This is a genomic window from uncultured Shimia sp., from assembly GCF_913054185.1.
GTDB lineage: Bacteria > Pseudomonadota > Alphaproteobacteria > Rhodobacterales > Rhodobacteraceae > Shimia.
The window spans coordinates 1-24,197 of the sequence record NZ_CAJXIV010000059.1 but is presented as its reverse complement, the minus strand read 5'-3'; the positions used below and the strand labels follow the sequence as shown (position 1 = coordinate 24,197).

The following is a 24,197-nucleotide window of genomic DNA, read 5'->3' as shown; positions in this document are numbered from 1 at the left end:
TAATTGCTGGAGATGGTCAGGTCTCCCTGGGCCAAACCGTGATCAAAGGCACCGCGCGCAAAGTGCGTCGTTTGAGCCCGGGCGGATATGACATCGTTGCCGGCTTTGCTGGCTCCACTGCTGACGCCTTTACGCTTCTAGAGCGTCTGGAAGCCAAGCTTGAAGCCACCCCAGGCCAACTGGCCCGTGCCTCTGTGGAACTGGCCAAAGACTGGCGCACGGACAAATACCTGCAAAAGCTCGAAGCCATGCTGATTGTTTCTGACGGCACCGACATCTTTGTGATCACTGGGGCAGGGGACGTGCTCGAGCCTGAACATGACGTCACCGCCATTGGCTCGGGTGGCAACTATGCACTGGCCGCAGGCCGCGCCCTGATGGACACCGACCTCTCTGCCGAAGAGGTTGCCCGCAAAGCCATGGCCATCGCCAGTGACATTTGCGTCTACACCAACGGCAACTTGACGGTGGAGACCATCAAGCAATGAGTGACATGACCTACACCCGCATGGGCAACTCCGGCCTCGTGGTGTCTCGCCTGGCGCTAGGTACCATGACCTTCACCCATGGCTCTGACTGGATCCCCGGTGTTGCCAAAGTTGGCCTTAACGATGCTCAGCGCATGGTTGATGTGGCGCTTGACGGCGGCATCAACTTTTTTGACGCGGCAGATGGCTATTCCAACGGCGAAGCCGAAGATATCCTTGGCAAAACACTCAAGGGCAAACGCAACGACGCCGTGATCTGCACCAAACTGGGCTTCCGTCAAAGCGATCGCGTCACAGATGCAGGTCTGTCGCGGGGGCATATTCTGTCATCCGTAGATGGCTGCCTCAAACGGCTCGACACCGACTGGATCGATCTTCTGGTGCTGCACAAGACCGATTTTAGCACGCCGATGGAAGAAACCTTGGCAACCCTGCAAGCCGTGATCGACGCAGGCAAGGTGCGCCACATCGGCATCTCCAACTGGCCTGCGTGGAAGGTTGCACAGGCGGTGCAATTCCAGCGCGACAACAACATGAGCCAATTTGTGGCCGAGCAGTATCTCTACAACGCTGTGAGCCGCGATATTGAAATGGACATCCTGCGCATGGGCGCAGAGCTTGGCCTTGGTCTGATGGCCTGGTCGCCGTTGGCGGGTGGCTTGCTGACCGGCAAATATGATCTCACCAAGCTGGAAGACAGCGACGGGCGTTTGGCCGAGGGCGACTTCCTGCAAGTCTCCAAAGAGCAGGCTCAGGCAGCGATCACCGCGCTGACAGCTGCGGCCGAATCGCATAACGCGACACCTGCCCAAATCGCGCAGGCTTGGATTCTAAACAAACGACGCGACCACACCGTCATCATCGGCGCCTCCAAACTCAGTCAACTTGAAACCGGCATCGCAGCCGCCAATATCGTGTTAAGCGACAAGGAAATGGCCGCACTGGACGCCGCCGCTGCCCCGGGCCGTCGGTACCCCGAGTGGTTTGACGACATGATGAAAGACGAGTTGTTTGCCAAAGTGCTCGCGTAACGAGAGACCCTGACGCCATGATTAACAAAGATGACCTTCGCGCCGCAGTGGGCTCCGGCCTGCTCAATGAAACGCAAGCTGCGTCACTTGCTGCGTTAGCGGACAGCCGCCGTGGCGCCCGCGAAGAGCTCGCCATTGGCGACGAACCGTTTGAGCTGTTCAAAGGGTTCAACGAGATTTTCATTGTGGTTGGCCTGTTGATCCTCGCCAGCGGCTGGGCCGCGGTGAACGGCATCGCTATGGCCACTGAGATTGTAAATTACAAAGCCAAAATTGTCAGCATGACCGCCATTTCCGCCGGTGTCATTTGGCTGCTTTCCGAGTACTTCATCCGCCGCCGTCGTATGGTTGCCCCGGCCATCGCCTTGTCCGTTCTTTGGGCCATCAACGCCGGTTCCGGCATCACCGCCTATTTCGCGCAGCCCTTTATGCTTGCGCAGGAAGACTTCTCAAGCCTGCCGCTGCCGCTTGCGCTCACCACCTTGGCTATGCTGATCTATTGGCTGCGCTTCCGCGTACCGTTTGCCATGGCGCTCATTGCCTTGGGTGTTTTTGGTATCGCGCTGATGGTTGGCGCCAACCAGTCCGGCACCCCAACCAGTCCAAAAAACCTGTTTCTGCTCTCCGCAGGTGGTCCATTTGCCTTCATCACTTTAGGCGTAGGCATCGCCGTGTTTGCCGTCGCCATGTTCTTTGACATGTCTGACCCACATCGCGTCACACGTCGCAGCGCGCAAGGTTTCTGGCTACACGTTGTCGCCGCACCTGCGCTGATCAACACGGTGGCCCTCACCCTGCTGGAAGCAGGCGGAAACCGCGCTCACATGGCCCTCATGCTATTCCTGCTTGGCTTTGCCGCCATCGCCATCATCATCGACCGTCGCTCCTTCTTGATAGCGGCCATCGGCTACACCGTCGCGCTCGCAAGCATTGTTTTTGACGGTGAAGGCGCGGCTTTCACCATTCTCTTCCTCGGCATCTTTCTGGTGGTGCTCGGCGCCTTCTGGTCCCGCTTCCGTGCGGCCCTTCTCGCGCCCCTTACTGGCATCTTGCCACTGCACCGCCTGCCGCCTTCTCACTGATTGGACAGCCCTATGACTGATCTCACCCCTCGTGAAATTGTTTCTGAACTCGACCGGTTTATCATTGGTCAGAATGACGCCAAGCGGGCCGTCGCCGTGGCTCTACGCAACCGCTGGCGCCGCAAACAGCTGGCTGATGACATTCGCGATGAAGTTTACCCGAAGAATATCCTAATGATTGGCCCCACCGGTGTGGGCAAAACCGAGATTTCCCGTCGCTTGGCCAAACTCGCCCGCGCGCCGTTTATTAAGGTTGAGGCCACCAAATTCACCGAAGTTGGCTATGTTGGCCGTGATGTTGAGCAAATCGTCCGAGATCTTGTCGACGCCGCCATCATTCAAACCCGCGAACACATGCGTGAAGACGTGAAGGTCAAAGCCCATGCCGCCGCCGAAGAGCGTGTGATCGAAGCCATTGCCGGCACAGATGCCCGCGAAGCCACGCGTGAGATGTTCCGCAAGAAACTCAAAGACGGCCTGCTGGATGATACGATAATTGAACTTGAGGTTGCCGACAGCTCCAACCCGTTGGGTGGAATGTTTGACGTACCTGGTCAGCCCAGCGGTCAGATGGGTATGATGAACCTCGGCGATATCTTTGGCAAAGCCATGGGCGGTCGCACCACCAAGAAACGCATGACCGTTTCTGAGAGCTATCAAGTGTTGATCTCCGACGAAGCTGACAAACTTTTGGACGATGAGACCGTTAATGCCGCTGCGCTTCAATCAGTGGAGCAAAACGGTATCGTGTTCTTGGACGAGATCGACAAAGTCTGCGCCCGCCAGGAAGCCCGCGGCGGAGACGTCTCTCGCGAAGGTGTGCAACGTGATCTGCTGCCCTTGATCGAAGGCACCACCGTCTCCACCAAACACGGCCCTGTAAAAACTGACCATATCTTGTTCATCGCGTCGGGCGCATTCCACATCGCCAAGCCTTCTGACCTCTTGCCAGAACTGCAAGGCCGCCTGCCAATCCGCGTGGAGTTGCGCGCTCTGACAGAAGAAGATTTTGTGCGCATCCTCACCGAAACCGATAATGCCCTGACGCGCCAGTACACAGCGCTGATGGGCACCGAAGAGGTCGTTGTCACCTTCACCGAAGATGGCATCGCGGCCTTGGCCAAAATTGCAGCAGACGTGAACCAGTCCATTGAAAACATCGGCGCGCGCCGTCTTTACACCGTGATGGAACGCGTCTTTGAGGAGCTAAGCTTCACTGCCCCAGACCGCTCCGGCGACGAAATCACAGTCGATGCAGCCTTTGTGGAGACCAATCTAGGGGAACTGTCCAAATCCATGGACGTCAGCCGCTACGTGCTCTGATTTCCCCCTAGCAGCTTTTCCCTATCCTCGGCATAGTCCCGGCAATTCAGTTTTGCCGGGATTTTTTGTGCGCAGTCTTATTGTCATACTCACTTGTGTGTTTGTATCCGCTTGCGCTGACCGTATCAGCGCTCCAATTCAGCCCGAAGCGATGAGCTCCACAAACACACGCCAGATCTTTGTTGTCACCAACCGAAAGCGCAACGAAGACGGCTACCTCGCAGCCACACGCAATTCTGAGATGACATTTCTGGACACAACAGTTTCTATCCCACCGAACCACGTTACGGGTGATGCGCCACAGTTTCACGCACGACCTGACCCGCAGAAACACTTCGTCATTGCCAAAGAAACCCTCATTCCAACCTTGCCCGATTTTGCAAGAGCAGTGTCTGGTAGCCTGTCAGGCACGCGTCGCCAGGATCGCGAAGTCACGGTCTTTGTGCACGGGTTCTACAACACCTATCAAGACAGCCTGTTCCGCATTGCCCAACTTCAGAACGATTTTGATATGCCCGGTACCGTGGTGAATTTTGGCTGGACCAGCGCCGGCAGCCCCTTGGGGTACGCCCATGACCGCGAAAGTGCCCTATATTCACGGGACGATCTGGAACGCACCCTGCGTGCCCTCACCAAATCAAAATCTGACCGCCTTTTACTGGTTGGCCATTCCCTTGGTACGTTTCTGATCACCGAAACACTACGGCAGATTGAACTCAAAGAACCCGGTTGGACAGCGCGCAACATCGGTGCTCTGGCGTTGATTTCCCCGGACATGCCCGTCGACCTCTTTCTGCGCAACTTGGAACCCGTAAAGTCGCTGCCCAAATCCACCGTGATTTTGACCTCGACCGAAGACAACGCCCTGCGCCTGTCCAGCCGCATCAACCGCTCTTCTCAGCGCTTGGGCCAGCTTACCAACCCAGATGTTTTGGCGGACCTGCCGGTTATTGTGTTTGATGTGTCCGAGTTCTCGGAAAGCAACAGCAGCAACCATATGACCTTTGCCGAAAGCCCGGCCCTGATTTCCCTACTTAGGGATGCACGTAATTTCGAAGAGCTGCTGGCACCGGATGACCCCAACTTCCTGTTGCGACAGGCCGAACGGGTACGCGTGTCCAACGAGGCCATTGCCATTCAAGTCTCCGGCCCTTCAGGCGGATCATGATTTCCACCAAAGCATTCCTCCGGCAAAACGGCCGCTACCTTTTGCCGGGCGCGATGTTGATGTTTCTGTCCTGTTTTGGACAAACCTTCTTTATTGGCACTTTTGCTTCCGACATCCGTACACAATTTGATCTGTCCCATAGCCAATGGGGCACAATCTATATGCTGGGCACCGGCACCTCAGCGTTGGTCATGCTGTGGGCGGGCACGTTAGCAGATCATATCAGGGTGCGCATCCTTGGTCCTATTATGTTGATTTGTTTGGCCTGCGCGTGCCTTGCTTTGTCATTTTTGACATGGGTCTGGGCTTTGCCCTTTGTCATTCTTGCGCTGCGTTTCACCGCACAAGGCATGCTGCCGCATATCTCCGCCGTTGCCATGGCGCGCTGGTTTGCCGCCTCTCGAGGTCGCGCTTTGGCTTTCGCCACCATGGGTTTTATGGTGGCAGAGGCTATAATGCCGATCACTGTGGTCTGGCTGAAAGGAAGAATTGACTGGCATCTCATCTGGGTGGCAGCCGCGTGTTTCTGTCTCCTGATGGCCCCGGCGATCTACGCACTGCTGCGTCAGGAACGTGACCCGCAATTCATCGCAACCGACACCACGACACTTGGCATGCGTGGCCGATCCTGGACCCGCTGGGAGGCCATTCGCCACCCTGTTTTTCTTTCAGCAATCCCTGCAATGATGACCTTTCCCGCGTTCTCCACCGTATTTTTCTTTCAACAGACCTATTTCGCGGAAATCAAAGGCTGGTCGCATCTCGCTCTTGTGTCTGTCTTCCCATTGGGAACCCTGTCCTTCGCCCTATCCACATTGACGTTTGGCTGGCTGATCGACCGTCTTGGCGCGTCCCGCTTGATGCCGTTCTATCTCCTGCCTTTGGTGGCCGCTTTCGCTCTCCACGCATTGGCCCCGTCGGTGGGATGGGTTGCGCTTGGCGTGGTGCTCATGGGCTTGGCAGGCGGAGGACAAGCAACATTGCCAGCTTCAGTATGGTCAGAGTTCTTTGGCACAAAGCATCTTGGCGCGATCAAAGCCACCGTAGCGGCCTTCGCAGTCCTGGGATCTGCACTTGGGCCGGGTCTTTCAGGTTGGATGATCGACAACGGTGTACCGTACGAAACTCAGCTGGCCGCCTTTGCCGTCTGTTTTGCCTTTGCCAGCGCTGTCTTGGTTATCCCATTTGCGCGCGCCCGACGGGCCTTAGCGACGTAAATAGACGTAGTACGCCCCGGTTCCACCATGCCGAATATGCGCCTCGGCCACCTGGAGAATACACGCTTTCAAAGGTGGCAGCGCAAACCACTGCGGCACTTGATGTTTCAACACCCCACGGCGAGTTGGGATCGGTCCCTCATCACGCCTGGTTTTACCTTTGCCCGTAATCACCAGTACCAGCCGCTTGCCTTCACCATGAGCGCGCATAATAAACCCGGTCAATGCCCCATGGGCCTGATCCGCGGTCATTCCATGCAGGTCAATTTTGCCTTCCGGTTTCAGCTTCCCGCGCTTCATTCGCCCGAAGGCTTTCTTATCCATTTGCACTGGCTGCCGTGCCACCCGATCCGACACGCTGCCCATCAGGTCATGGCCAGATCGACCCACAGGCGCCTTTGACCCAACCTCAAAACTTGGTAGGGCAGGGGTCAAATGCGGACGTGGTTTCTTGGTCGGTTTTGGCTTGGGCTTAGGCAGCTCGTGGGGGTTGGCTCCAGGATGCAACCGCTCAGCTGTATCCGCCACCTTCCGCCAGAGGGTGACTTCATCTTCACTCAATTTCCGCCGTGTCACAGAACCGACTCCGGCAACATCGCATATGCCCGCTGAATCGGCAGCAGCACCACCATACGTCCCGGATCCTTGAGCGTACCCGCCGCCTTGCCCGCCGCGTCTCCGGTGCCAAAGAAAATATCTGCCCGTTGCGCGCCTTTGATCGCGGACCCGGTGTCCTGGGCAATCATCAACCGGCGCAGTGGCCCAGCGCCGTCTTTCTCAACCCACACTGGCGCCCCCAATGGGGTGAACTTCGGATCAACCGCCACCGACCGCATCGCCGTAATCGACCGGTTCATCGCTCCAAGCGGACCTTTGTGCGCCGGCACGCGGCTCACTTCGCGAAAGAACACAAAGCTGTCGTTGTGACGCAGTAGCTCAGCGCCATCCACCGGATTGCGGTTTACCCAATTCTTGATGACCTGCGCGCTGACTTGGTGCGCGTTGTAGACACCGCGCCGCACCAACTCTGCCCCAATGGACCGATACTTATGCCCATTGGCGCCGCCGTAACCCACGCGAATGTAAGAGCCGTTTGGCAGGCGAATGCGCCCGGATCCCTGAATTTGCAGGAAAAACAACTCAACGGAGTCATCCACCCAGGCAATTTCCAAACCACGCCCCTGAAGTGCGCCGGTGGTTTCTATTTCTCGCCGCGAGATCCACTTTCCGTCTCGGGCCTCAGTCGGCAAACGATAAATAGGAAAGCGATAGCGGCCACTTGGCGTCAGTGACCCGTCCAATTCAGGCTCGAAGTATCCAGTAAACAGCGCGCTTTTTTCGGCTTCCTCAATCAGCACCGGCCGAAACAGCAGTTCAAAAAATTTGCGCGCATCTTCAATGCCGGTGGCCGCCGCACAAAGCGTCTGCCAATCCGGTGCATCAAAGTCATTGCAAGTGTTTAGAAACACTTGGCGGGCGGCCTCGTGATCATCCGCGGCCCACCCGTCAAGGTCTTCAAAAGACAGAATCTTCATATGTGTTTCGGACATGGCAGCCCCTCCGGCCAAAACAAAGACCGCGGCCAGCGCCGCCCGAAACGCCTGGATCATTCGCCCGTGGCAACAAGCTGCCAGTTTGGATCGTTTGATCCCATCGCGCGGGCAAAGGTCCAAACATCCTTTTGCCGCTTAACCTGGCTTTCGTTGCCCTCAACAATGTCGCCGCCGTTGTCGCGCACAACATGTGTCAGCTCGCCAACGTAACGCACGGTGATCTCACCTTCTTTGGTGGTCTCATCAAAATGCGCCGCTTGCAACGTCATTTCACGTACGCCAATGAACTCACTCTCAACGGTCAACCCTTTGTCGGCACGCATTTCTACAACCTGCGCAAAGCTTTCATAAACTTCGTCGCCCAGAAAATTCTTGATTTCACCAAGATCGCCTTTTTCAAATGCCATCAAGATCATCTCATAGGCGCCGCGCGCACCGCCGAGGAAATCACTCACACCAAATTGCGGGTCCATGGACTTCATTTTTGCAAGCGCAAGAGCGGTTACGCTGCCTTCTTCGGCATGATCCAGAATGTCTTGATCCGGTCCACCTTCGATCACTTCGAGGTCCGGGCCTTTGCGACGTGCAGTCGACGCACCCTCTTGACGAGGCTCTTCGTATCCCTCTCGAGTCCCCAAAACATTGCGCAAACGCAAGATCAGAAACACGGCAATACCGGCAAGAACCAGAAGTTGAATTAGGGAGGAGTTCATTTGAACCTCATGTTGGGCATGGAAACACTGTTCTATCGCACTTATGTAAGTCACGGGCGGGGTCAAGTCCACCTCGCCAAAAGAAGCATTGGAGTAAAGCTAAGATGTGGCTCTTGTTGGTCTTTGTTGCGATCCCCATGGTCGAAATTGCCCTGTTCATCAGCGTTGGTGGCGCAATTGGCCTTTGGCCGACACTCGCCATTGTCTTACTCACCGCCATCCTTGGCACGCATTTGGTCCGTTCTCAGGGCCTTGCGGCCATCGGAAATGTGCAAAAATCTTTCAATGAATTGAACGATCCGACAGAGCCCTTGGCGCATGGCGCAATGATCCTCATCGCGGGCGTTTTGCTTTTAACACCAGGCTTTTTCACGGATGCTGTGGGATTTGCCCTGCTCACACCGCCGTTCCGCAAAATGATGTTCAATTTTGCGCGCAGTCGAGTGCGCGTCCAGGGTTTCACAATGGGAAGCACTCATTCCGCGACATTTCATACCGGCCCAGGAAATCGCAGTCATCATCCTGCTGAGTCAGACGTGATTGATGGCGAATTTTCCGAGGTTGATCCCGCCCAAAACGGCGCGGCACAGCAACTGGACAGCGCCAAAAATCACACGCATAAACCATCCGGTTGGACTAAACATTGAGACACCTAATTTGACCTGTTAAAGCAGGGCAAACGAATATTTTGGAGACTCCCATGGCGGAAAACGAAAACGGTGCTGCACAAGCGCCGCAGCTGAAAATGAACGTACTGACCCAATTCGTGCGCGACATGTCGTTCGAGAACATCTTGGCTCAAAAAGGCTCTGCCGGTAACCCACAGCCGGACGTTCAGGTTCAGGTCAACTTGGATGCCAAAAAGCGCAACGCCGATCATCAGTTTGAAGTGGCCATGAAGCTCAACATCACCGCCAAGAACAAAGAAGACGGCGCTGAGATGTTCATTCTGGAGCTGGACTACGCTGGCGTGTTCCACGTTGAAGGTGTGCCAGAAGACCAGCTGCACCCGTTCCTGCTGATCGAATGCCCACGCATGCTGTTCCCGTTTGTGCGCCGCATCGTTTCCGATGTCACACGTGACGGTGGTTTCCCACCGCTGAACCTCGAAACCATCGACTTTGTTGCTCTGTATCGCTCCGAACTGGCGCGTCGCGCACAGGAAGAACAGCCAGTCGCAAACTAAGCGATGCGCTCTTAAGATTTCAGGCGCTGCCTTATCAGGCGGCGCCTTTTTTTGTGCCTAACCCAGTTTGGTCCAAAGAGCATTTTCACCCATCTTTTGCACAAACTCGTCATGCGCCGCAGCCTCTTCCTCAGTCAGGCGGGAGGGTAGGGGTGTGGTCCTCTTGCTTGGCCGCCAATCATCAGATTGCACAGATTTTGACTTCCCACCGCCACCAGAGGCCAAAACCAAATCCGGTTGTCGTCCGCCAATCAGTTCCAGATAAACTTCCGCCAGAATTTCGGAGTCCAGCAGCGCGCCGTGCAGCGTACGCGACGCGTTGTCGATCCCAAACCGACGGCACAACGCGTCCAACGTCGCTGGCGATCCGGGAAATTTCTTACGTGCTATCGCCAATGTGTCCAATGCCCGATCCATCGGGATCTCTGGCAAATTCATCCAGCCAAGCTCAGCATTCAGGAACTTCATATCAAATTTGGCATTGTGTATGACAAGCTTGCTATCGGGGCCAATAAAATCCAGAAACGCCTGACCATGCGCTGAAAACAGTTTTTTGTCTTTCAGCGTGACTTCGCCAGGCTGCGCATCGCGGGGCACGTCCAGCAGATCCGGTCCAATCCCATGCACCCCAAACGCCTCATCGGGCATCCCACGCTGTGGGTTGATATAAACGTGAAACGTTTCCCCCGTGGGCAGGTGGTTATATAGTTCCAACGCGCCAATTTCGACAATTCGATCACCAGAAAACGGATCAAATCCGGTGGTTTCCGTATCAAGCACGATTTCACGCATTCGCCAGCTGTCCTCTGATGGTGGTCACGATCTTCTCCACCTGCACACGTGCATGGTCAAGTGTATCGGTGATCACAACATAATCTGATTTGGAAACTTTCTCGTCGTTTGGCATCTGTTTTGATCGGATCTGCTCAAATTGCGCCTCACTCATCGTGCCCCGTGCCAAAACACGTTTTCTCTGCATTTCTGCTGGAATAGAGACACATACAACCGCGTCCATGGCAACGTTTCCGCCGGTTTCAAACAGCAAAGGAATGTCAAAAACCAAAATGTCAGATGTGGCAGAAACTATAAACGCTGCACGGTCTTCCGCCACCAACGGGTGGACAATCTCTTCAATAGATTTGAGCGCTGACGGATCCCGACCGATCACCTCTTTCAGCGCATCGCGCGACACTGCCCCATCAACAACTGCATCAGGAAACATCGTCTGCATGGGCGATACCGCTGCACCGCCGACGTCATACAGCCGGTGCACCGCCGCATCAGCATCCCAAAGCCCGCAGCCCATCTCAACAAACAACTGCGCTGTGGTCGATTTGCCCATGCCAATCGATCCAGTCAAACCCAGCTTAAAGCTCATCCCAAAACAACCCGACGTGTTTCGTCATCCACCACCGGCCGACGCCCAAACCAGCGCTCAAACCCAGGCACAGCTTGATGCAACAGCATGCCCAAACCATCCACGGTCACGCAGCCAATTTCATTTGCGGTCCGTAGGAAATTTGTGGTCAGTGGAGTATAAACCAAATCGGTCACCACAGTTTCCTTGCGCACACCATCCATCGGCACGCGAAGCTCTGATTTTCCGGACATGCCAAGTGACGTGGTGTTCACCAATGTGGCCGCTTCTTCCAAAATATTGCCCGCCTGAACCCACTCAACCACCTTCACCCGCGCGCCAAAGTCTTCGCGCAGCTTGTCCGCACGCACCCGAGTCCGGTTGGTCAGCAATATCTCCGGCGCACCCGCATCCAAAAGTGACGCAACAACCGCCCGTGCAGCGCCACCTGCGCCCAATACAACGGCTGGTCCGACTGATGCATCCCATTCTGGCGCGCCCTGCCGCAGGTTTTCGATAAACCCATACCCATCGGTATTGTCGCCCAAGATGCTGCCATCATTGAGAAAAATAAGCGTATTGACCGCCCCAATCAGCGTTGCGCGATCGGTGATCTGATCGACAAACTGCATCACGCGCTCTTTATGCGGGATCGTGACATTGCAGCCGACAAACCCCATCTTTGGCATGGCTTTTAGGACGCCACCCAACGCATCTGCCTCGACTTCAAGCGGCACATAATGTCCGGCGATATCATAAGTCTTCAGCCAATGCCCGTGCAGGACCGGTGATTTTGAGTGCGCAATCGGGTTCCCGATCACACCCGCCAAAGGAATGGACGGCAATGTCATTGTGGCAGTTCTCCCCGTGTCGTTAAGAACGACAGAATTTCTACAAGCGGCATCCCGAGAACGGTGAAATAATCCCCGTCGATCTTGTCAAACAGGCGCACGCCTTCTTCTTCTAGCTTATACCCGCCAACCGAATGCCGGATGCTGTCAAAGTTGCGATCCAGGTAGCCCTCAAGGAAGTCGTTGCTGAATTGCCGCATGAACAGGCGCACAACTCCCACATGGCGCCAGAGCGGCTCGCCATTCTGATAGATCACTGAGGCAGACAACAACATATGACGCTGCCCGCGCAGCAACAGCAACTGATTGCGTGCGTCCTCCACGCTGTCTGGCTTTGAAAAGATCGTACCTTGAAAATCCAACACCTGATCACAGCCCAAAACCAACGCTTCTGGCCGCTTCAAGCTCACCTTACGCGCCTTCGCCTCTGCCAAAGCATCCGCTACGTCCCGCGGAGTAGCACCCTCAGCTTGCAAAGATCGCTTGATCATCTCCTCATCAACACGTGGCTTAACGGTTTCGTAACCAACATTGGCGTTAAATAGGAGTTGAGCCCGTATCTCGGAGCCTGATGCAAGGATCAAGGGTGCGGTCATGTGGATAAATCCGTGGAGAAAGGAAGGAACATCTTGAGAGTCCTTTCTGGAAACTTCTGTGGCGTTTTGCAAGCTGGGGAAACTCGCCCCAGTCCCACGGAAATCCCCCGATTTTCTGCACGGTGGACGGGGAAAACTTTGCCTGTGGGAGGAATCACCTGAATACCTGTTTCTCCACGTTGTTTTCCACAGTCATGCCAATGTCAAATTGACATCAAGCCTCTGAAAACATTAATGTCTTTTTGCTTTCTCACCAACCTGTGTGACTCTTCCAAGTAGTCTATCCATATGTGGGTAAGTGCTGGGGAAAATTGATAATCCACAGGAAGAGACATCCCTACTTAATCATCATCCTTTTCTATATATATTTATTTATTTAAGAGTGTCGGGCAAGCACAAGGATCTTACCGGCATGGGCTACTTTCTCGTTGATATTTACCCATACGTGCTTTCCTTGCACATCATGGCAGTGATCAGCTGGATGGCAGGCCTGTTCTATCTCCCCAGATTGTTCGTGTATCACGCAGAGCGGGCAACGACGGGCGATCAGCTCGACGAGACCCTGAAGATCATGGAATTCAAGCTGCAGCGTTACATCATGGCACCGGCCAGCATTGTGGCATGGATTGCAGGCCTTACGCTGGTGTTCACCCCTGGGGTTGTCGATTGGTCTGCTGCAATTTGGCCGTACACCAAAGCTTTTGGTGTAATCTGTATGACCGTATTTGATCATTGGCTGATGATTATGCGTAAGAAGTTTGGCCGGGATGAAAACAATCTCACAGGCCGCCAATTCCGCATGATGAACGAAGTTCCAACGGTTTTGATGGTTCTGATTGTCCTCTCTGTGGTCGTGAAATTCTGAAGCGTTTGACTCAGGCGAAGAAAGTGGCGTAGAAGTGCCGCCAACTGGCCCGTCCGGGTTAAGTGTCTTCCAAATGACAGAATACATGATCTGCCCCTATTTCGGGCAGCACAGGAATTTTCATGACACAAGAAATGCTTTCTCTTGGCGAACTAAAAGCTCAGAGCCCCAAAGATCTCTTGGCAATGGCCGAAGAGTTGGAGATCGAAAACGCCACCACCATGCGTAAAGGTGAGATGATGTTCCAGATTCTGCGTGAACGCGCGGATGACGGATGGGAAATCTCCGGCGAGGGTGTGCTTGAGGTGCTTCAGGATGGCTTCGGCTTCCTGCGTTCGCCAGAGGCCAATTATCTTCCGGGCCCCGATGACATCTACGTCTCTCCGGAAATGACCCGCAAGTACTCCCTGCGCACTGGTGACACCGTGAACGGGGTTATGACGGCCCCTGGGGACACAGAGCGCTACTTTGCTCTCACAGGCGTGTCTCAGATCAATTTTGAGGCCCCAGAGAAGGCAAAGCACAAAATTGCCTTTGATAACCTCACACCGCTCTATCCTGACGAACGTCTGAAGATGGAGATCGAAGATCCCACCATCAAAGATCGTTCCGCTCGGATTATCGACCTTGTCGCGCCAATTGGTAAGGGACAGCGTTCACTGATCGTTGCGCCGCCTCGGACTGGTAAAACGGTTCTGTTGCAAAATATCGCGCACAGCATCGAAGCCAACCATCCCGAATGTTATCTGATCGTTTTGCTGATTGATGAACGTCCCGAAGAGGTGACCGACATGCAGCGCAACGTGAAAGGCGAAGTTGTTTCTTCGACCTTTGACGAACCGGCCACACGCCACGTCGCTGTTTCCGAAATGGTAATCGAAAAAGCCAAGCGCTTGGTGGAGCATAAACGAGATGTTGTGATCCTTCTGGATTCAATCACAAGACTTGGTCGTGCCTTCAACACTGTGGTGCCATCCTCCGGTAAAGTTTTGACCGGTGGTGTGGATGCAAATGCACTACAGCGTCCCAAGCGTTTCTTTGGTGCCGCCCGTAACATCGAAGAAGGTGGCTCGCTCACGATTATCTCTACGGCGCTGATCGACACTGGCTCGCGCATGGACGAGGTGATCTTCGAAGAATTCAAAGGCACCGGTAACAGCGAGATTGTGCTGGATCGCAAAGTGGCGGACAAACGTGTCTTCCCTGCGATCGACATTCTCAAATCTGGGACTCGGAAAGAAGAATTGCTTGTCGACAAGGGTGACTTGGCGAAAACCTTTGTGTTGCGCCGTATCCTTAACCCGATGGGCACCACCGACGCCGTTGAGTTCCTGATTGGCAAACTCAAACAGACCAAGAGCAATGGCGATTTCTTTGACTCGATGAACACCTAAAGGATGCGTGATGGCCTATGTGGCTGACACAATTTTCGCTCTAGCAACGGCCCCCGGTAAAGCGGGGGTCGCTGTCGTTCGTGTGTCCGGTACGCGGGTTGGCGAAGCGGGTAGGGCGCTTTTTGGCGCGCTTCCAAAACCGCGTTTTGCTGCGCTTAAACTTCTGAAGGATCACGACGGCCGCCGCCTGGATCAGGCTTTGGTGCTCTATTTCGAAAAGGGCAGCAGCTTTACTGGTGAAGAGGTGCTTGAGCTGCACCTGCATGGCTCCACCGCTGTAGTGAACGCGGTTTTACGCGAGCTTTCCGAAATGGACGGGCTTCGTCTGGCGGAAGCAGGCGAGTTTACCCGTCGCGCTTTGGAAAATGGCTGTCTTGATTTGGCCCAGGTAGAAGGCCTTGCGGATCTGATTGATGCGGAAACAGAAGCGCAAAGACGGCAAGCCTTGCGTGTTCTCTCTGGTGATCTTGGCAATCTTGCAGGAAAATGGCGCACTGATCTCATTCGCGCTGCGGCTTTGATCGAAGCCACCATTGATTTTGCGGACGAAGATGTCCCGGTTGATGTGACGCCGGAGGTGACAGAGCTTTTGCTGGGTGTACGCGCTGAGCTCGATAAAGAAATTGCAGGTGTCGAAACCGCGGAGCGCATTCGGACGGGTTTTGAAGTTGCCATCCTCGGTGCACCAAATGTGGGGAAATCTACTCTTCTCAACGCGCTTGCTGGTCGTGAAGCGGCTATTACATCAGAATATGCTGGCACCACACGCGACGTGATCGAAGTACGCATGGAGCTAAATGGGTTGCCAGTGACCTTGCTGGACACGGCTGGCCTTCGGGAAACCGATGACCATGTCGAAGGTATTGGTATTCAACGAGCCCGCGAAAGAGCGGGGGCGGCTGATCTACGGGTCATTCTGAAGTCTGAAGGGGAGGAGCCAGACTTTGCGCCTTCGCTTGATGATGTGATCCGTTCATCCAAAGCGGACACCTTGGACGATCCGCACAACGCCATTTCGGGCAAAACCGGATTTGGTGTGTCTGAACTGGTCTCGGAGATTACAGAAAAGCTCTCTGAGCAGGCCGGACGGTCTGGAGTTGCCACGCGGGAACGTCACAGGATTGCAATGAAGCGGGCATCGGAATCTTTAGATGCGGCTCGCGCGGTTCTCGTCTCAGGGCCAGATCACTATGATATAGGCGCAGAAGAATTGCGCACCGCGATTCGAGCCCTTGATTCCATTGTTGGCCATGTCGATGTAGAGAACCTGCTGGACGAAATCTTTTCGAGCTTTTGCATCGGAAAGTGATTCAAATTTGAGGAGTGTTTCACGTGAAACATTTTGATGTCATTGTGGTTGGAGGTGGACACGCCGGCGCGGACGCCGCAGCGGCATCTGCCCGGATGGGCGTGACCACAGCTCTTGTTACACTGAAAAAATCCGGCATCGGCGTCATGTCTTGCAACCCAGCAATTGGCGGGTTGGGTAAAGGCCATCTGGTGCGTGAAGTGGACGCGCTAGATGGGGTTATGGGCCGCATTGCGGACAAGGCTGGTATCCAATTCCGACTTTTGAACCGCCGCAAAGGCCCCGCCGTCCAAGGACCACGTGCTCAATCTGACCGAAAAATCTATCGTACAGAAATGCTGGCAGAGATTGAAGCCACACCAAACCTAACAATTGTAGAAGGCGAGGCCACTGATTTCCGCATGGAAGGGCAGGCCGTTCGTGGCGTTGTCCTTGCGGATGGCTCTGAAATCGCGGCACATGCGGTTGTATTGACCACAGGCACCTTCCTGCGAGGTGTGATCCATATCGGAGACGTCTCACATTCCGGCGGCCGTATGGGCGACAATGCTTCGGTCAAACTGGCAGAACGCATCGACAGCTTTGACCTCCCCCTAGGCCGCCTCAAAACAGGTACACCGCCGCGGTTAAACGGTAAGACCATCAAGTGGGATTTGCTCGACAGCCAACCGGGTGACGACGCCCCGGTCATGTTCTCTTTCTTGAACAAGAAGCCTGCTGCCCGTCAGGTCGCTTGTGGTATCACACATACAAACGCCAAAACACATGACATCATTCGCGACAACCTAACCCGTTCTGCGATGTATGGCGGCCATATTGACGGGGTTGGGCCACGCTATTGTCCGTCGATCGAAGATAAGATTGTGCGTTTCGCCGACAAGGACTCACACCAGGTCTTTTTGGAGCCGGAGGGATTGGACGATGACACTGTGTATCCCAACGGTATTTCCACTTCCCTGCCGGTTGATGTTCAGGAGGCTTACGTCCGGTCCATGTATGGGCTGGAAGAGGTTGAAATTCTTCAGCCCGGCTATGCCATAGAATACGACTATGTAGACCCGCGTGCCCTAAACGCAGAGTTAGGCGTCAAAGGCGTTCCAGGTCTATATCTCGCAGGGCAAATCAATGGCACCACGGGCTATGAGGAGGCGGCTGCACAGGGTCTGGTTGCTGGTTTAAACGCCGCCTTGTCTGCCCAGGGCAAAGACCCGCACCATTTCAGCCGGTCAGACAGCTATATTGGTGTGATGGTTGATGACCTGATAACTCGGGGCGTGACGGAACCTTACCGCATGTTCACCTCTCGGGCTGAGTTCCGGCTGTCATTGCGTGCGGATAACGCAGATCAGCGTCTCACGCCAATTGCGACGCAGCTCGGCTTAGTTGGCGAAGCGCGTAAGGCTGCTTTCGGTGCCAAGTTGGATCAGCTTGTTGCCGGAAAGTCTCTGCTTGAAGGCAAAGGCTATACACCCAAGGAAGTGAACGCCGCCGGAATCGCGGTGACCCAAGATGGAAATCGGCGCACGGCTTTTCAAGTTTTGTCATTTCCGGAGGTTGGGTTTTCGGATCTTATAGCGCTTGATGAGCGCCTTGGAGCAGTTCAGCCAGAAATACAGGAACAATTGGAGCGCGATGCGCTTTATGCGAACTACATTGAGCGTCAAAAGCGTGATGTAGAAGCGATGCGCCGTGACGAGACGCAAATCATACCATCTGGGTTTGATTTTGATGGTATCGAAGGTCTGAGCAACGAACTCAAAACCAAGCTCAATGCTGTCCGGCCTTCTAATTTGGGGCAGGCGGGTCGTATTGATGGTATGACGCCGGCTGCACTGACGCTCTTGATGGCTAAGTTGCGTCAAGCAAAGAAGGCGAAATCTGCTTAATGTCTTGTCCAGACCATATCAAAAACACCCTGAATGTTTCACGTGAAACATTGACACGGCTGGAAACGCTTGCCGATCTTCTGGTGAAATGGAACCCACGCATCAATTTGGTGTCAAAGTCGACAATTGACGATCTCTGGACCCGGCACATATTGGATTCGGTGCAGGTATTGCGCTGCACACCACCCAATGCCGACCATTGGGTTGACATTGGCAGTGGCGGTGGGTTCCCAGGCCTTGTCATCGCGTTAGCTACCGGTGAGTCCGAAGCCCCACAAAAGGTCACACTGATCGAAAGTGACCAGAGAAAATGCGCATTTTTGCGCACAGTTCTGCGTGAAACGGGTGTATCGGCAACTGTCATCACAGATCGTATTGAGAAGGCCACGGTTCAAAACGCCGACGTGCTTTCTGCGCGGGCTTTGGCTGACCTCTCTCTTCTTTTTGACTTTACTGAGCGCCACTTGCGAACGACAGGAACAGCAGTGTTCCCCAAAGGCGCAAGGTGGGAAAAAGAACTGCGTTCCGCACAGAAATCGTGGTCATTTGATTGCGAAGTGGTAAAAAGTATCACGGACCCAGAAGCGGTCATTCTGAAGATCGGAGAGCTCAAACGTGTCGGATCCCACACGCCCTGAAGGGCCAAAAATCATCGCAGTGGCCAACCAAAAAGGTGGCGTGGGCAAAACTACAACAACAATCAACCTTGCCGCTGCCTTGGCAGAAGAAGGTTACAAGGTTCTTTTGGTGGACCTGGATCCTCAGGGGAACGCCTCCACTGGTCTAGGTGTGGATGTTGAAGACCGCACTCACACGACATATGACCTTTTGACCGGTGATGTTGAGCTGGAAGACGTGATCCAAACCACAGACTCCCAAAATATCTCAATTGTTCCGGCAACTGTTGATCTTAGTTCGGCGGACATCGAGTTGATGTCCAATGAAAAGCGCAGCTTTCTGTTGCATGACGCCCTGCGTCAAACGGCGATGGACAAATACGATCTGGACTACATCCTGATCGACTGCCCACCGTCGTTGAACCTGTTGACAGTGAATGCGATGATCGCGGCGCATTCCGTGCTTATCCCGCTGCAAAGCGAGTTTTTTGCGTTGGAAGGCCTGTCTCAACTCATGCTGACAGTGCGCGAAGTGCGCCAAACTGCAAATGCTGGTCTCCGCATCGAGGGTATTGTCCTCACAATGTTTGATGCGCGCAACAACCTGTCTCAACAGGTAGAACAAGACGCGCGTGATAACCTTGGTGACCTGGTGTTTGAGACCAAAATTCCACGCAATGTCCGGGTGTCTGAAGCACCGTCGTTTGCGCAGGCTGTCCTTGACTACGATTCAACGTCCAAAGGGGCGGAAGCCTATCGCGCCCTGGCCAAGGAACTGCTCGCCAAAAATCTCAAAATCGCCGCTTAAGGGAGGCCCACAATGGCAGAAAAGAAAAAACAGCGTGGCTTGGGCCGTGGTCTCAGCGCTCTCATGGCAGATGTCACAGAAGATGCAAGCCGTCCAGACACGGGCACCACAGCTCGCCGCGCAGATCTGGTGGTCCCGATTGAGCGCATTGAACCGAATCCGGACCAGCCACGCCGAGACTTTACGCCGGAGCAGCTAGATGACCTTGCCAATTCCATTCGCGAAAAGGGAGTCATCCAGCCTCTCATCGTGCGGAAGAAGCCGGGCGATCGGTATGAAATTGTCGCGGGTGAACGTCGCTGGCGCGCCTCTCAAATGGCGCAACTGCACGAGTTGCCCGTCCTTGTACGTGATTATGACGACACGGAAGTGTTGGAAATTGCGATCATTGAGAACATTCAACGTGCCGACCTGAACCCAGTTGAAGAGGCGATGGGTTACCGCCAGCTGATGCAAAAGTTCGGCCACACGCAAGAGAAGGTTTCTGGGGCGCTTGGCAAAAGCCGGAGCCATATCGCAAACTTGATGCGGCTACTTACTCTGCCGGATGATGTGCAAGCAATGTTGCGTGAGGGGCAATTGTCGGCCGGTCATGCGCGTGCTTTGGTGACCACACCGAACGCATCCGATTTGGCGCGCAAGGTGGTGAAGGACGGATTGTCGGTGCGCCAGACTGAAAAACTGGCTAAAAAAACGGGCTCTCTCGTTGAGCAAAATCGAAAACCACGCCCAAAGACCCATAAAGACGCCGACACAGTTGCGCTAGAAGGTGATCTTTCGGCCAATTTAGGCATGAAAGTTTCTGTGGATCACGTATCCGGTGGTGAGAATGGGAAAATAATCATTAGTTATCAAACGCTTGATGATCTAGATGAGTTGTGTCGGATTCTGTCTGTTACGAATTAGGCCGAGTCCAGATGAAAAAAAGTACCGCGCTCAAAACCACCATTTGAATGACAATTACGGTGGTTTTGACGCCAACCAGCAGTGAAATTCCAAAAACACCAACAATGGACAGAGTTGCTGCCCTTTTTGCCGAAAGACGGATGGCACCGTTGCTGTTCCAATCTTCGATCATTGGGCCGAAGGTTTTGTGAGACAGAAGCCAACTGTGTAGCCGTTCAGAAGATCGGGCAAAGCAAAATGCGGCGAGCAATAGGAAGGGCACAGTTGGAAGTAGCGGCAACACAACGCCAATCAACGCCAGCGCAACACAGGTTAGTCCACAGATCAGCCAAAGCACGCGCATCTAGTCCACCAACAGTTCTGCTAAAACCGAGTTAAGCACCATCCGCCCTTGTGGCAAGACGCGCAATCGGGATTTCTCGATTTCAATCATGCCAATATCACGCAAAGTCTCAACACGTCTGCCCTGAATTGGCTTCCCGGCCAGTGCCTCGTACCGCATGAGGTCAACACCTTCGCTCAATCGTAACCCCATCAACAACAGTTCTGTTGCTTGACCTTCTTGGGACACCACTTCCCGCAGGTTTTCTCCATTTCCAGCTTCTGAAGCCTCCAGCCATTTGGTTGGATTGCGCCAGTTCTCAATGGCGTGCCGCTGTCCGTTGAGTGTCAACCGGGCATGTGCGCCTGGACCAATCCCGGCATAATCTCCGTAGCGCCAATAGATCTGATTGTGACGAGATTCAGAGCCTATTGCTGCGTAATTTGAGACTTCGTAGGGCAGCATACCGGCGTCGGCGCAAATATCCTGGGTGACCTCATACATGTCGGCAGCAAGATCATCTTCCGGCAAGCCACGTAATTTGCCACGGTTGTAGCGATCCCCAAAGGCGGTGCCTTGTTCAACGGTCAGCTGGTAGAGCGACAGATGGTCAATGGCCATGGAAAGCGCTTCGCGCAGTTCTGATTGCCAGTCTTCAAGCGTTTGATCTTGTCGGGCGTAGATCAAATCAAAACTCACCCGATCAAAGGTTTTTCGCGCAATTTCAAATGCTTTTCTGGCTTCATCTACCGAATGAATACGGCCGAGACGTTGCAAATCACGATCATTGAGCGCTTGAATACCCATGGAAATCCGGTTCACGCCCCCATCCCGATAGGCAACAAATCGGCCTGCATCGACTGATCCAGGGTTTGCCTCAAGCGTGACTTCCATATCATTGGACGTGGGCCAAAGCCTGCGCACCCGTTCCAGAATGGCCGAAACCACCTCGGGATCCATCAAACTGGGGGTGCCGCCGCCAAAGAAAACCGTGTTCAGAACTCGGCCGGAAGTCTCTGCAGCAACACGATCCAACTCGCTCAAATAGGCTCTAAGCCAGCGAAATTGATCAATTTCACGGCTCACATGGCTGTTGAAATCGCAATAGGGGCATTTGGCCTGACAAAACGGCCAATGGATATAGAGGCCAAAGCCGCCATTTTGCCAATCCTCAGCCAAAACAGCCTGCCACAAAAGCTTGCAGCGCGCGGCCGCGGTGGCTGATCTGGTTCTTTTGATCTTTGGGCATTTCTGCACAAGTCACGTCATATCCGTCCGGCATAAACATAGGATCGTAGCCGAATCCGCCTTCACCGCGAATGGGCCAGACCAAGTCACCGGGCATAACGCCTTCAAAAACCTCGTCGTGTCCGTCAGGCCAGGCCAGTACCAACGTGCAGCGGAACTGTGCAGAGCGCGGCGCATTCGGCCCCTTGGCGGTGATTTCGTCATTGGCGCGGGTCATGGCTTTCATAAAATCTCGTCCATTGCCGGTCTCTGCCCAATCCGCTGTGTAAACGCCAGGCGCACCATCCAGTGCATCGATGGTGATGCCACTGTCATCAGACAAGGCTGGCAGGCCCGTGGCTTTCGCTGCTGCGTGCGCCTTGATACGCGCGTTGCCGACAAAGCTGTCTTCGGTTTCGTCAGGTTCCGGCAAATCCATGTCGCCAGCGCCAACCACCGACACCCCGTGCGGTGCCAAGATCTCGGTGATCTCGGCCAGTTTGCCCGCGTTGTGGGTGGCGACCAGAAGCTGGTCGCCCTCAAACTTACGGATCATGCCACGGCTGCCAATTGCGCAGCGACCAGCTCAGATACACCTTTTTCCGCCAGATCCAGCAGTTCATTCATCTGGGCGCGCGAATAGGTGGAGCCTTCCGCAGACATCTGTGTTTCGATCATCTGGCCGTTGGCCAACATGATGAAGTTGCCGTCTACGCCAGCTTCGCTGTCTTCCGGGTAATCCAGATCGAGCACCGGCTGGCCAGCATAAATCCCGCAAGACACTGCAGAAACGGGAGAAACCAGCGGATCAGTTGTTACGTCACCGGCCTTCATCAACTTGTTCACAGCCAATCGCAGCGCCACCCAGCCACCGGTGATTGATGCACAGCGTGTGCCACCGTCCGCTTGGATCACATCACAGTCGACAGTGATCTGACGCTCACCCAGTGCCACACGATCAACACCTGCGCGCAAGGAACGGCCAATCAGGCGCTGGATTTCCACGGTGCGACCGCCTTGTTTGCCCGCAGTGGCCTCACGGCGCATGCGCGAAGAGGTCGAGCGTGGCAGCATGCCATATTCCGCAGTCACCCAGCCCAAGCCGGACCCTTTGATAAATGGCGGCACACGGGCTTCCAGCGACGCCGTGCACAGCACATGAGTGTCGCCCATCTTGATCAAACAAGAGCCTTCGGCATGTTTGGTCACATTGGTTTCAATCGAGACTTCACGCATTTCATTAAGCTGACGGCCAGAGGGGCGCATGATAAATATCCTTTGTTAGGTTTGGGCTGGGGATAACCGCGGGATAAGGTTGGACGCAACCCCGATTGACCTTTGCCTTTGAGGCTATTTTATTGGAGACACAAAGGCACGGGCGAATGACAGACAGCAGCAAAATTCTCGAAGAAATGAATGACCGCAGCCGCGAGGTGTTCCGCCGCGTGGTTGAAGGCTATTTGGAGACCGGTGATCCGGTGGGGTCACGTACCTTAACGCGCTCGCTATCTGAAAAGGTCAGCGCGGCGACAATCCGCAATGTGATGCAAGATTTGGAGTATCTGGGCTTGCTAGACAGCCCGCATGTGTCCGCTGGCCGCATTCCCACACAGCAGGGCCTGCGGATGTTTGTGGATGGCTTGTTGGAAGTCGGCGACCTTGACCAAGGTGATCGTCAAAAAATTGATGCCACGCTGGGGGACACGGGCGCAGATGTGGGCAACATGCTGGATCGCGTGTCCACGGCTTTGTCGGGTGTTACACAGGGCGCCTCGCTTGTGCTTGCCCCAAAACACGAGGCCCCGATCAAACATATTGAGTTTGTCAGCCTTGGTGCCGAACGCGCCTTGGTGGTGCTTGTGTTTGCGGATGGCCATGTGGAAAACCGCCTGTTCACGCCACCTCCGGGACAAACACCCAGCTCCATGCGAGAGGCCGCCAACTTCCTCAACGCTGTCGCCGAAGGCCGTACATTGAGTGAGTTGGGCAATGCGGTTCAAGAGGAGATCAAAAAGCGGCGTCAGGAAATCGACAGCCTGGCGGCTGATATGGTGGAAAACGGACTCGCGCTTTGGGCAAATGAAGGTGAACAGCAGGAAAGGTTGATTGTGCGCGGCCGTTCGAATCTGTTGGGCACCGACGAGGAAGAGCAAGACCTCGAACGCATCCGTACGTTGTTTGACGACTTGGAACGTAAACGAGACATTGCTGATTTCCTTGAATTGGCGGAGCAGGGCGACGGCGTGCGCATTTTTATTGGCTCTGAGAACAAACTTTTTTCACTTTCGGGTTCCTCTT

27 protein-coding genes are annotated in these 24,197 nt (G+C 54.5%); 16 read left to right on the top strand and 11 right to left on the bottom strand.

The features are described 5' to 3' along the window. The 6 genes from hslV to QZ517_RS12895 all read left to right on the top strand — a co-directional run. The coding region (gene hslV / locus QZ517_RS12920) for an ATP-dependent protease subunit HslV (RefSeq protein ID WP_294227440.1) at positions 1-488 on the top strand (488 nt) is incomplete at its 5' end. Then, positions 485-1,519 carry an aldo/keto reductase gene (locus tag QZ517_RS12915; RefSeq protein ID WP_294227438.1) on the top strand — a complete coding sequence of 345 codons (1,035 nt, stop codon included), beginning with the start codon at positions 485-487 and terminating at the stop codon, positions 1,517-1,519. The genes hslV and QZ517_RS12915, both read left to right, overlap by 4 nt. 17 nt (positions 1,520-1,536) lie before the next feature. Further along, the gene (locus QZ517_RS12910; protein WP_294227436.1) at positions 1,537-2,601 is read left to right on the top strand and encodes a hypothetical protein; all 1,065 of its coding nucleotides are present in this window, start codon (positions 1,537-1,539) and stop codon (positions 2,599-2,601) included. Between the two features lie 12 nt (positions 2,602-2,613). Then, on the top strand, positions 2,614-3,924 hold the full coding sequence (gene hslU / locus QZ517_RS12905; protein WP_294227434.1) for an ATP-dependent protease ATPase subunit HslU: 1,311 nt from the start codon (positions 2,614-2,616) through the stop codon (positions 3,922-3,924). Between the two features lie 151 nt (positions 3,925-4,075). After that, the gene (locus QZ517_RS12900; protein WP_294227432.1) at positions 4,076-5,092 is read left to right on the top strand and encodes an alpha/beta fold hydrolase; all 1,017 of its coding nucleotides are present in this window, start codon (positions 4,076-4,078) and stop codon (positions 5,090-5,092) included. Beyond that, the gene (locus QZ517_RS12895) at positions 5,089-6,309 is read left to right on the top strand and encodes an MFS transporter (RefSeq protein ID WP_294227429.1); all 1,221 of its coding nucleotides are present in this window, start codon (positions 5,089-5,091) and stop codon (positions 6,307-6,309) included. The genes QZ517_RS12900 and QZ517_RS12895 overlap by 4 nt, the downstream gene beginning before the upstream one ends. Here the strand turns inward: QZ517_RS12895 and QZ517_RS12890 are convergent. Genes QZ517_RS12890 through QZ517_RS12880 form a run of 3 tightly spaced genes read right to left on the bottom strand, consistent with a single transcriptional unit; the run spans position 6,298 to position 8,575 of the window. After that, a complete protein-coding gene (locus QZ517_RS12890) occupies positions 6,298-6,885 on the bottom strand; it encodes a Smr/MutS family protein (protein WP_294227427.1) in 588 nt (195 codons plus the stop codon). The two genes, QZ517_RS12895 and QZ517_RS12890, sit on opposite strands and share 12 nt — an antisense overlap. Further along, a complete protein-coding gene (locus QZ517_RS12885; protein WP_294227424.1) occupies positions 6,882-7,919 on the bottom strand; it encodes an MltA domain-containing protein in 1,038 nt (345 codons plus the stop codon). The genes QZ517_RS12890 and QZ517_RS12885 overlap by 4 nt, the downstream gene beginning before the upstream one ends. After that, a complete protein-coding gene (locus tag QZ517_RS12880; RefSeq protein WP_294227422.1) occupies positions 7,916-8,575 on the bottom strand; it encodes a Tim44/TimA family putative adaptor protein in 660 nt (219 codons plus the stop codon). The genes QZ517_RS12885 and QZ517_RS12880 overlap by 4 nt, the downstream gene beginning before the upstream one ends. Positions 8,576-8,679: 104 nt before the next feature. On the opposite strand from QZ517_RS12880, the gene QZ517_RS12875 reads away from it, so the two are divergent. Beyond that, complete coding sequence (locus QZ517_RS12875) at positions 8,680-9,222, top strand: FxsA family protein (RefSeq protein WP_294227420.1); 543 nt, start codon at positions 8,680-8,682, stop codon at positions 9,220-9,222. A 53-nt stretch (positions 9,223-9,275) separates the two neighbouring features. Further along, positions 9,276-9,761: a protein-export chaperone SecB gene (secB, locus tag QZ517_RS12870; RefSeq protein WP_294227418.1), complete on the top strand. Its 486-nt coding sequence runs from the start codon at positions 9,276-9,278 to the stop codon at positions 9,759-9,761. 57 nt (positions 9,762-9,818) lie between these two features. Here the strand turns inward: secB and dnaQ are convergent, their stop codons facing one another. From dnaQ to QZ517_RS12850, 4 genes are read right to left on the bottom strand one after another with little or no spacing between them, the layout of a single operon-like run. Next, on the bottom strand, positions 9,819-10,553 hold the full coding sequence (gene dnaQ, locus QZ517_RS12865) for a DNA polymerase III subunit epsilon (protein ID WP_294227417.1): 735 nt from the start codon (positions 10,551-10,553) through the stop codon (positions 9,819-9,821). Then, complete coding sequence (gene coaE, locus QZ517_RS12860) at positions 10,546-11,139, bottom strand: dephospho-CoA kinase (protein ID WP_294227415.1); 594 nt, start codon at positions 11,137-11,139, stop codon at positions 10,546-10,548. Before coaE ends, dnaQ begins: the two co-directional genes overlap by 8 nt. Further along, complete coding sequence (locus QZ517_RS12855) at positions 11,136-11,969, bottom strand: shikimate dehydrogenase (RefSeq protein ID WP_294227413.1); 834 nt, start codon at positions 11,967-11,969, stop codon at positions 11,136-11,138. Before QZ517_RS12855 ends, coaE begins: the two co-directional genes overlap by 4 nt. After that, entirely contained in the window at positions 11,966-12,565 is a 600-nt protein-coding gene (locus QZ517_RS12850) for a Maf family protein (RefSeq protein WP_294227411.1), read from the bottom strand. The genes QZ517_RS12855 and QZ517_RS12850 overlap by 4 nt, the downstream gene beginning before the upstream one ends. A 412-nt stretch (positions 12,566-12,977) precedes the next feature. Between QZ517_RS12850 and QZ517_RS12845 the strand changes: the two genes are divergently transcribed. The 7 genes from QZ517_RS12845 to QZ517_RS12815 all read left to right on the top strand — a co-directional run bounded on the left by QZ517_RS12845 (position 12,978) and on the right by QZ517_RS12815 (position 20,350). Continuing rightward, complete coding sequence (locus tag QZ517_RS12845) at positions 12,978-13,430, top strand: CopD family protein (protein WP_294227409.1); 453 nt, start codon at positions 12,978-12,980, stop codon at positions 13,428-13,430. Positions 13,431-13,552: 122 nt separating this feature from the next. Then, a complete protein-coding gene (gene rho, locus QZ517_RS12840; RefSeq protein ID WP_294227407.1) occupies positions 13,553-14,824 on the top strand; it encodes a transcription termination factor Rho in 1,272 nt (423 codons plus the stop codon). 10 nt (positions 14,825-14,834) lie between these two features. Next, positions 14,835-16,133 (top strand): tRNA uridine-5-carboxymethylaminomethyl(34) synthesis GTPase MnmE, encoded by a 1,299-nt coding sequence (mnmE, locus tag QZ517_RS12835; protein WP_294227405.1) that lies wholly within the window; start codon positions 14,835-14,837, stop codon positions 16,131-16,133. Positions 16,134-16,156: 23 nt separating this feature from the next. Further along, the gene (gene mnmG / locus QZ517_RS12830; protein ID WP_294227403.1) at positions 16,157-18,019 is read left to right on the top strand and encodes a tRNA uridine-5-carboxymethylaminomethyl(34) synthesis enzyme MnmG; all 1,863 of its coding nucleotides are present in this window, start codon (positions 16,157-16,159) and stop codon (positions 18,017-18,019) included. Next, positions 18,019-18,657 carry a 16S rRNA (guanine(527)-N(7))-methyltransferase RsmG gene (rsmG, locus tag QZ517_RS12825; RefSeq protein ID WP_294227402.1) on the top strand — a complete coding sequence of 213 codons (639 nt, stop codon included), beginning with the start codon at positions 18,019-18,021 and terminating at the stop codon, positions 18,655-18,657. Before mnmG ends, rsmG begins: the two co-directional genes overlap by 1 nt. Further along, positions 18,635-19,444: a ParA family protein gene (locus QZ517_RS12820; RefSeq protein WP_294227400.1), complete on the top strand. Its 810-nt coding sequence runs from the start codon at positions 18,635-18,637 to the stop codon at positions 19,442-19,444. The genes rsmG and QZ517_RS12820 overlap by 23 nt, the downstream gene beginning before the upstream one ends. A gap of 12 nt (positions 19,445-19,456) precedes the next feature. Continuing rightward, on the top strand, positions 19,457-20,350 hold the full coding sequence (locus tag QZ517_RS12815) for a ParB/RepB/Spo0J family partition protein (RefSeq protein WP_294227398.1): 894 nt from the start codon (positions 19,457-19,459) through the stop codon (positions 20,348-20,350). Here QZ517_RS12815 and QZ517_RS12810 read toward each other — a convergent pair. From QZ517_RS12810 to rph, 4 genes are read right to left on the bottom strand one after another with little or no spacing between them, the layout of a single operon-like run. Further along, entirely contained in the window at positions 20,340-20,693 is a 354-nt protein-coding gene (locus QZ517_RS12810; RefSeq protein ID WP_294227396.1) for a YbaN family protein, read from the bottom strand. The genes QZ517_RS12815 and QZ517_RS12810 overlap by 11 nt on opposite strands. Continuing rightward, positions 20,694-21,851, bottom strand: a complete 1,158-nt coding sequence (hemW, locus tag QZ517_RS12805; protein ID WP_294227394.1) for a radical SAM family heme chaperone HemW — start codon at positions 21,849-21,851, stop codon at positions 20,694-20,696. It abuts the gene before it with no gap. Beyond that, positions 21,844-22,455 carry an RdgB/HAM1 family non-canonical purine NTP pyrophosphatase gene (gene rdgB, locus QZ517_RS12800; protein WP_294227392.1) on the bottom strand — a complete coding sequence of 204 codons (612 nt, stop codon included), beginning with the start codon at positions 22,453-22,455 and terminating at the stop codon, positions 21,844-21,846. The genes hemW and rdgB overlap by 8 nt, the downstream gene beginning before the upstream one ends. Next, the gene (gene rph / locus QZ517_RS12795; protein ID WP_294227390.1) at positions 22,452-23,165 is read right to left on the bottom strand and encodes a ribonuclease PH; all 714 of its coding nucleotides are present in this window, start codon (positions 23,163-23,165) and stop codon (positions 22,452-22,454) included. The genes rdgB and rph overlap by 4 nt, the downstream gene beginning before the upstream one ends. Positions 23,166-23,281: 116 nt before the next feature. Here rph and hrcA point away from each other — a divergent pair. Next, positions 23,282-24,197, top strand: a 916-nt coding sequence (hrcA, locus tag QZ517_RS12790) for a heat-inducible transcriptional repressor HrcA (protein WP_294227386.1), incomplete at its 3' end; no start/stop codon positions are given.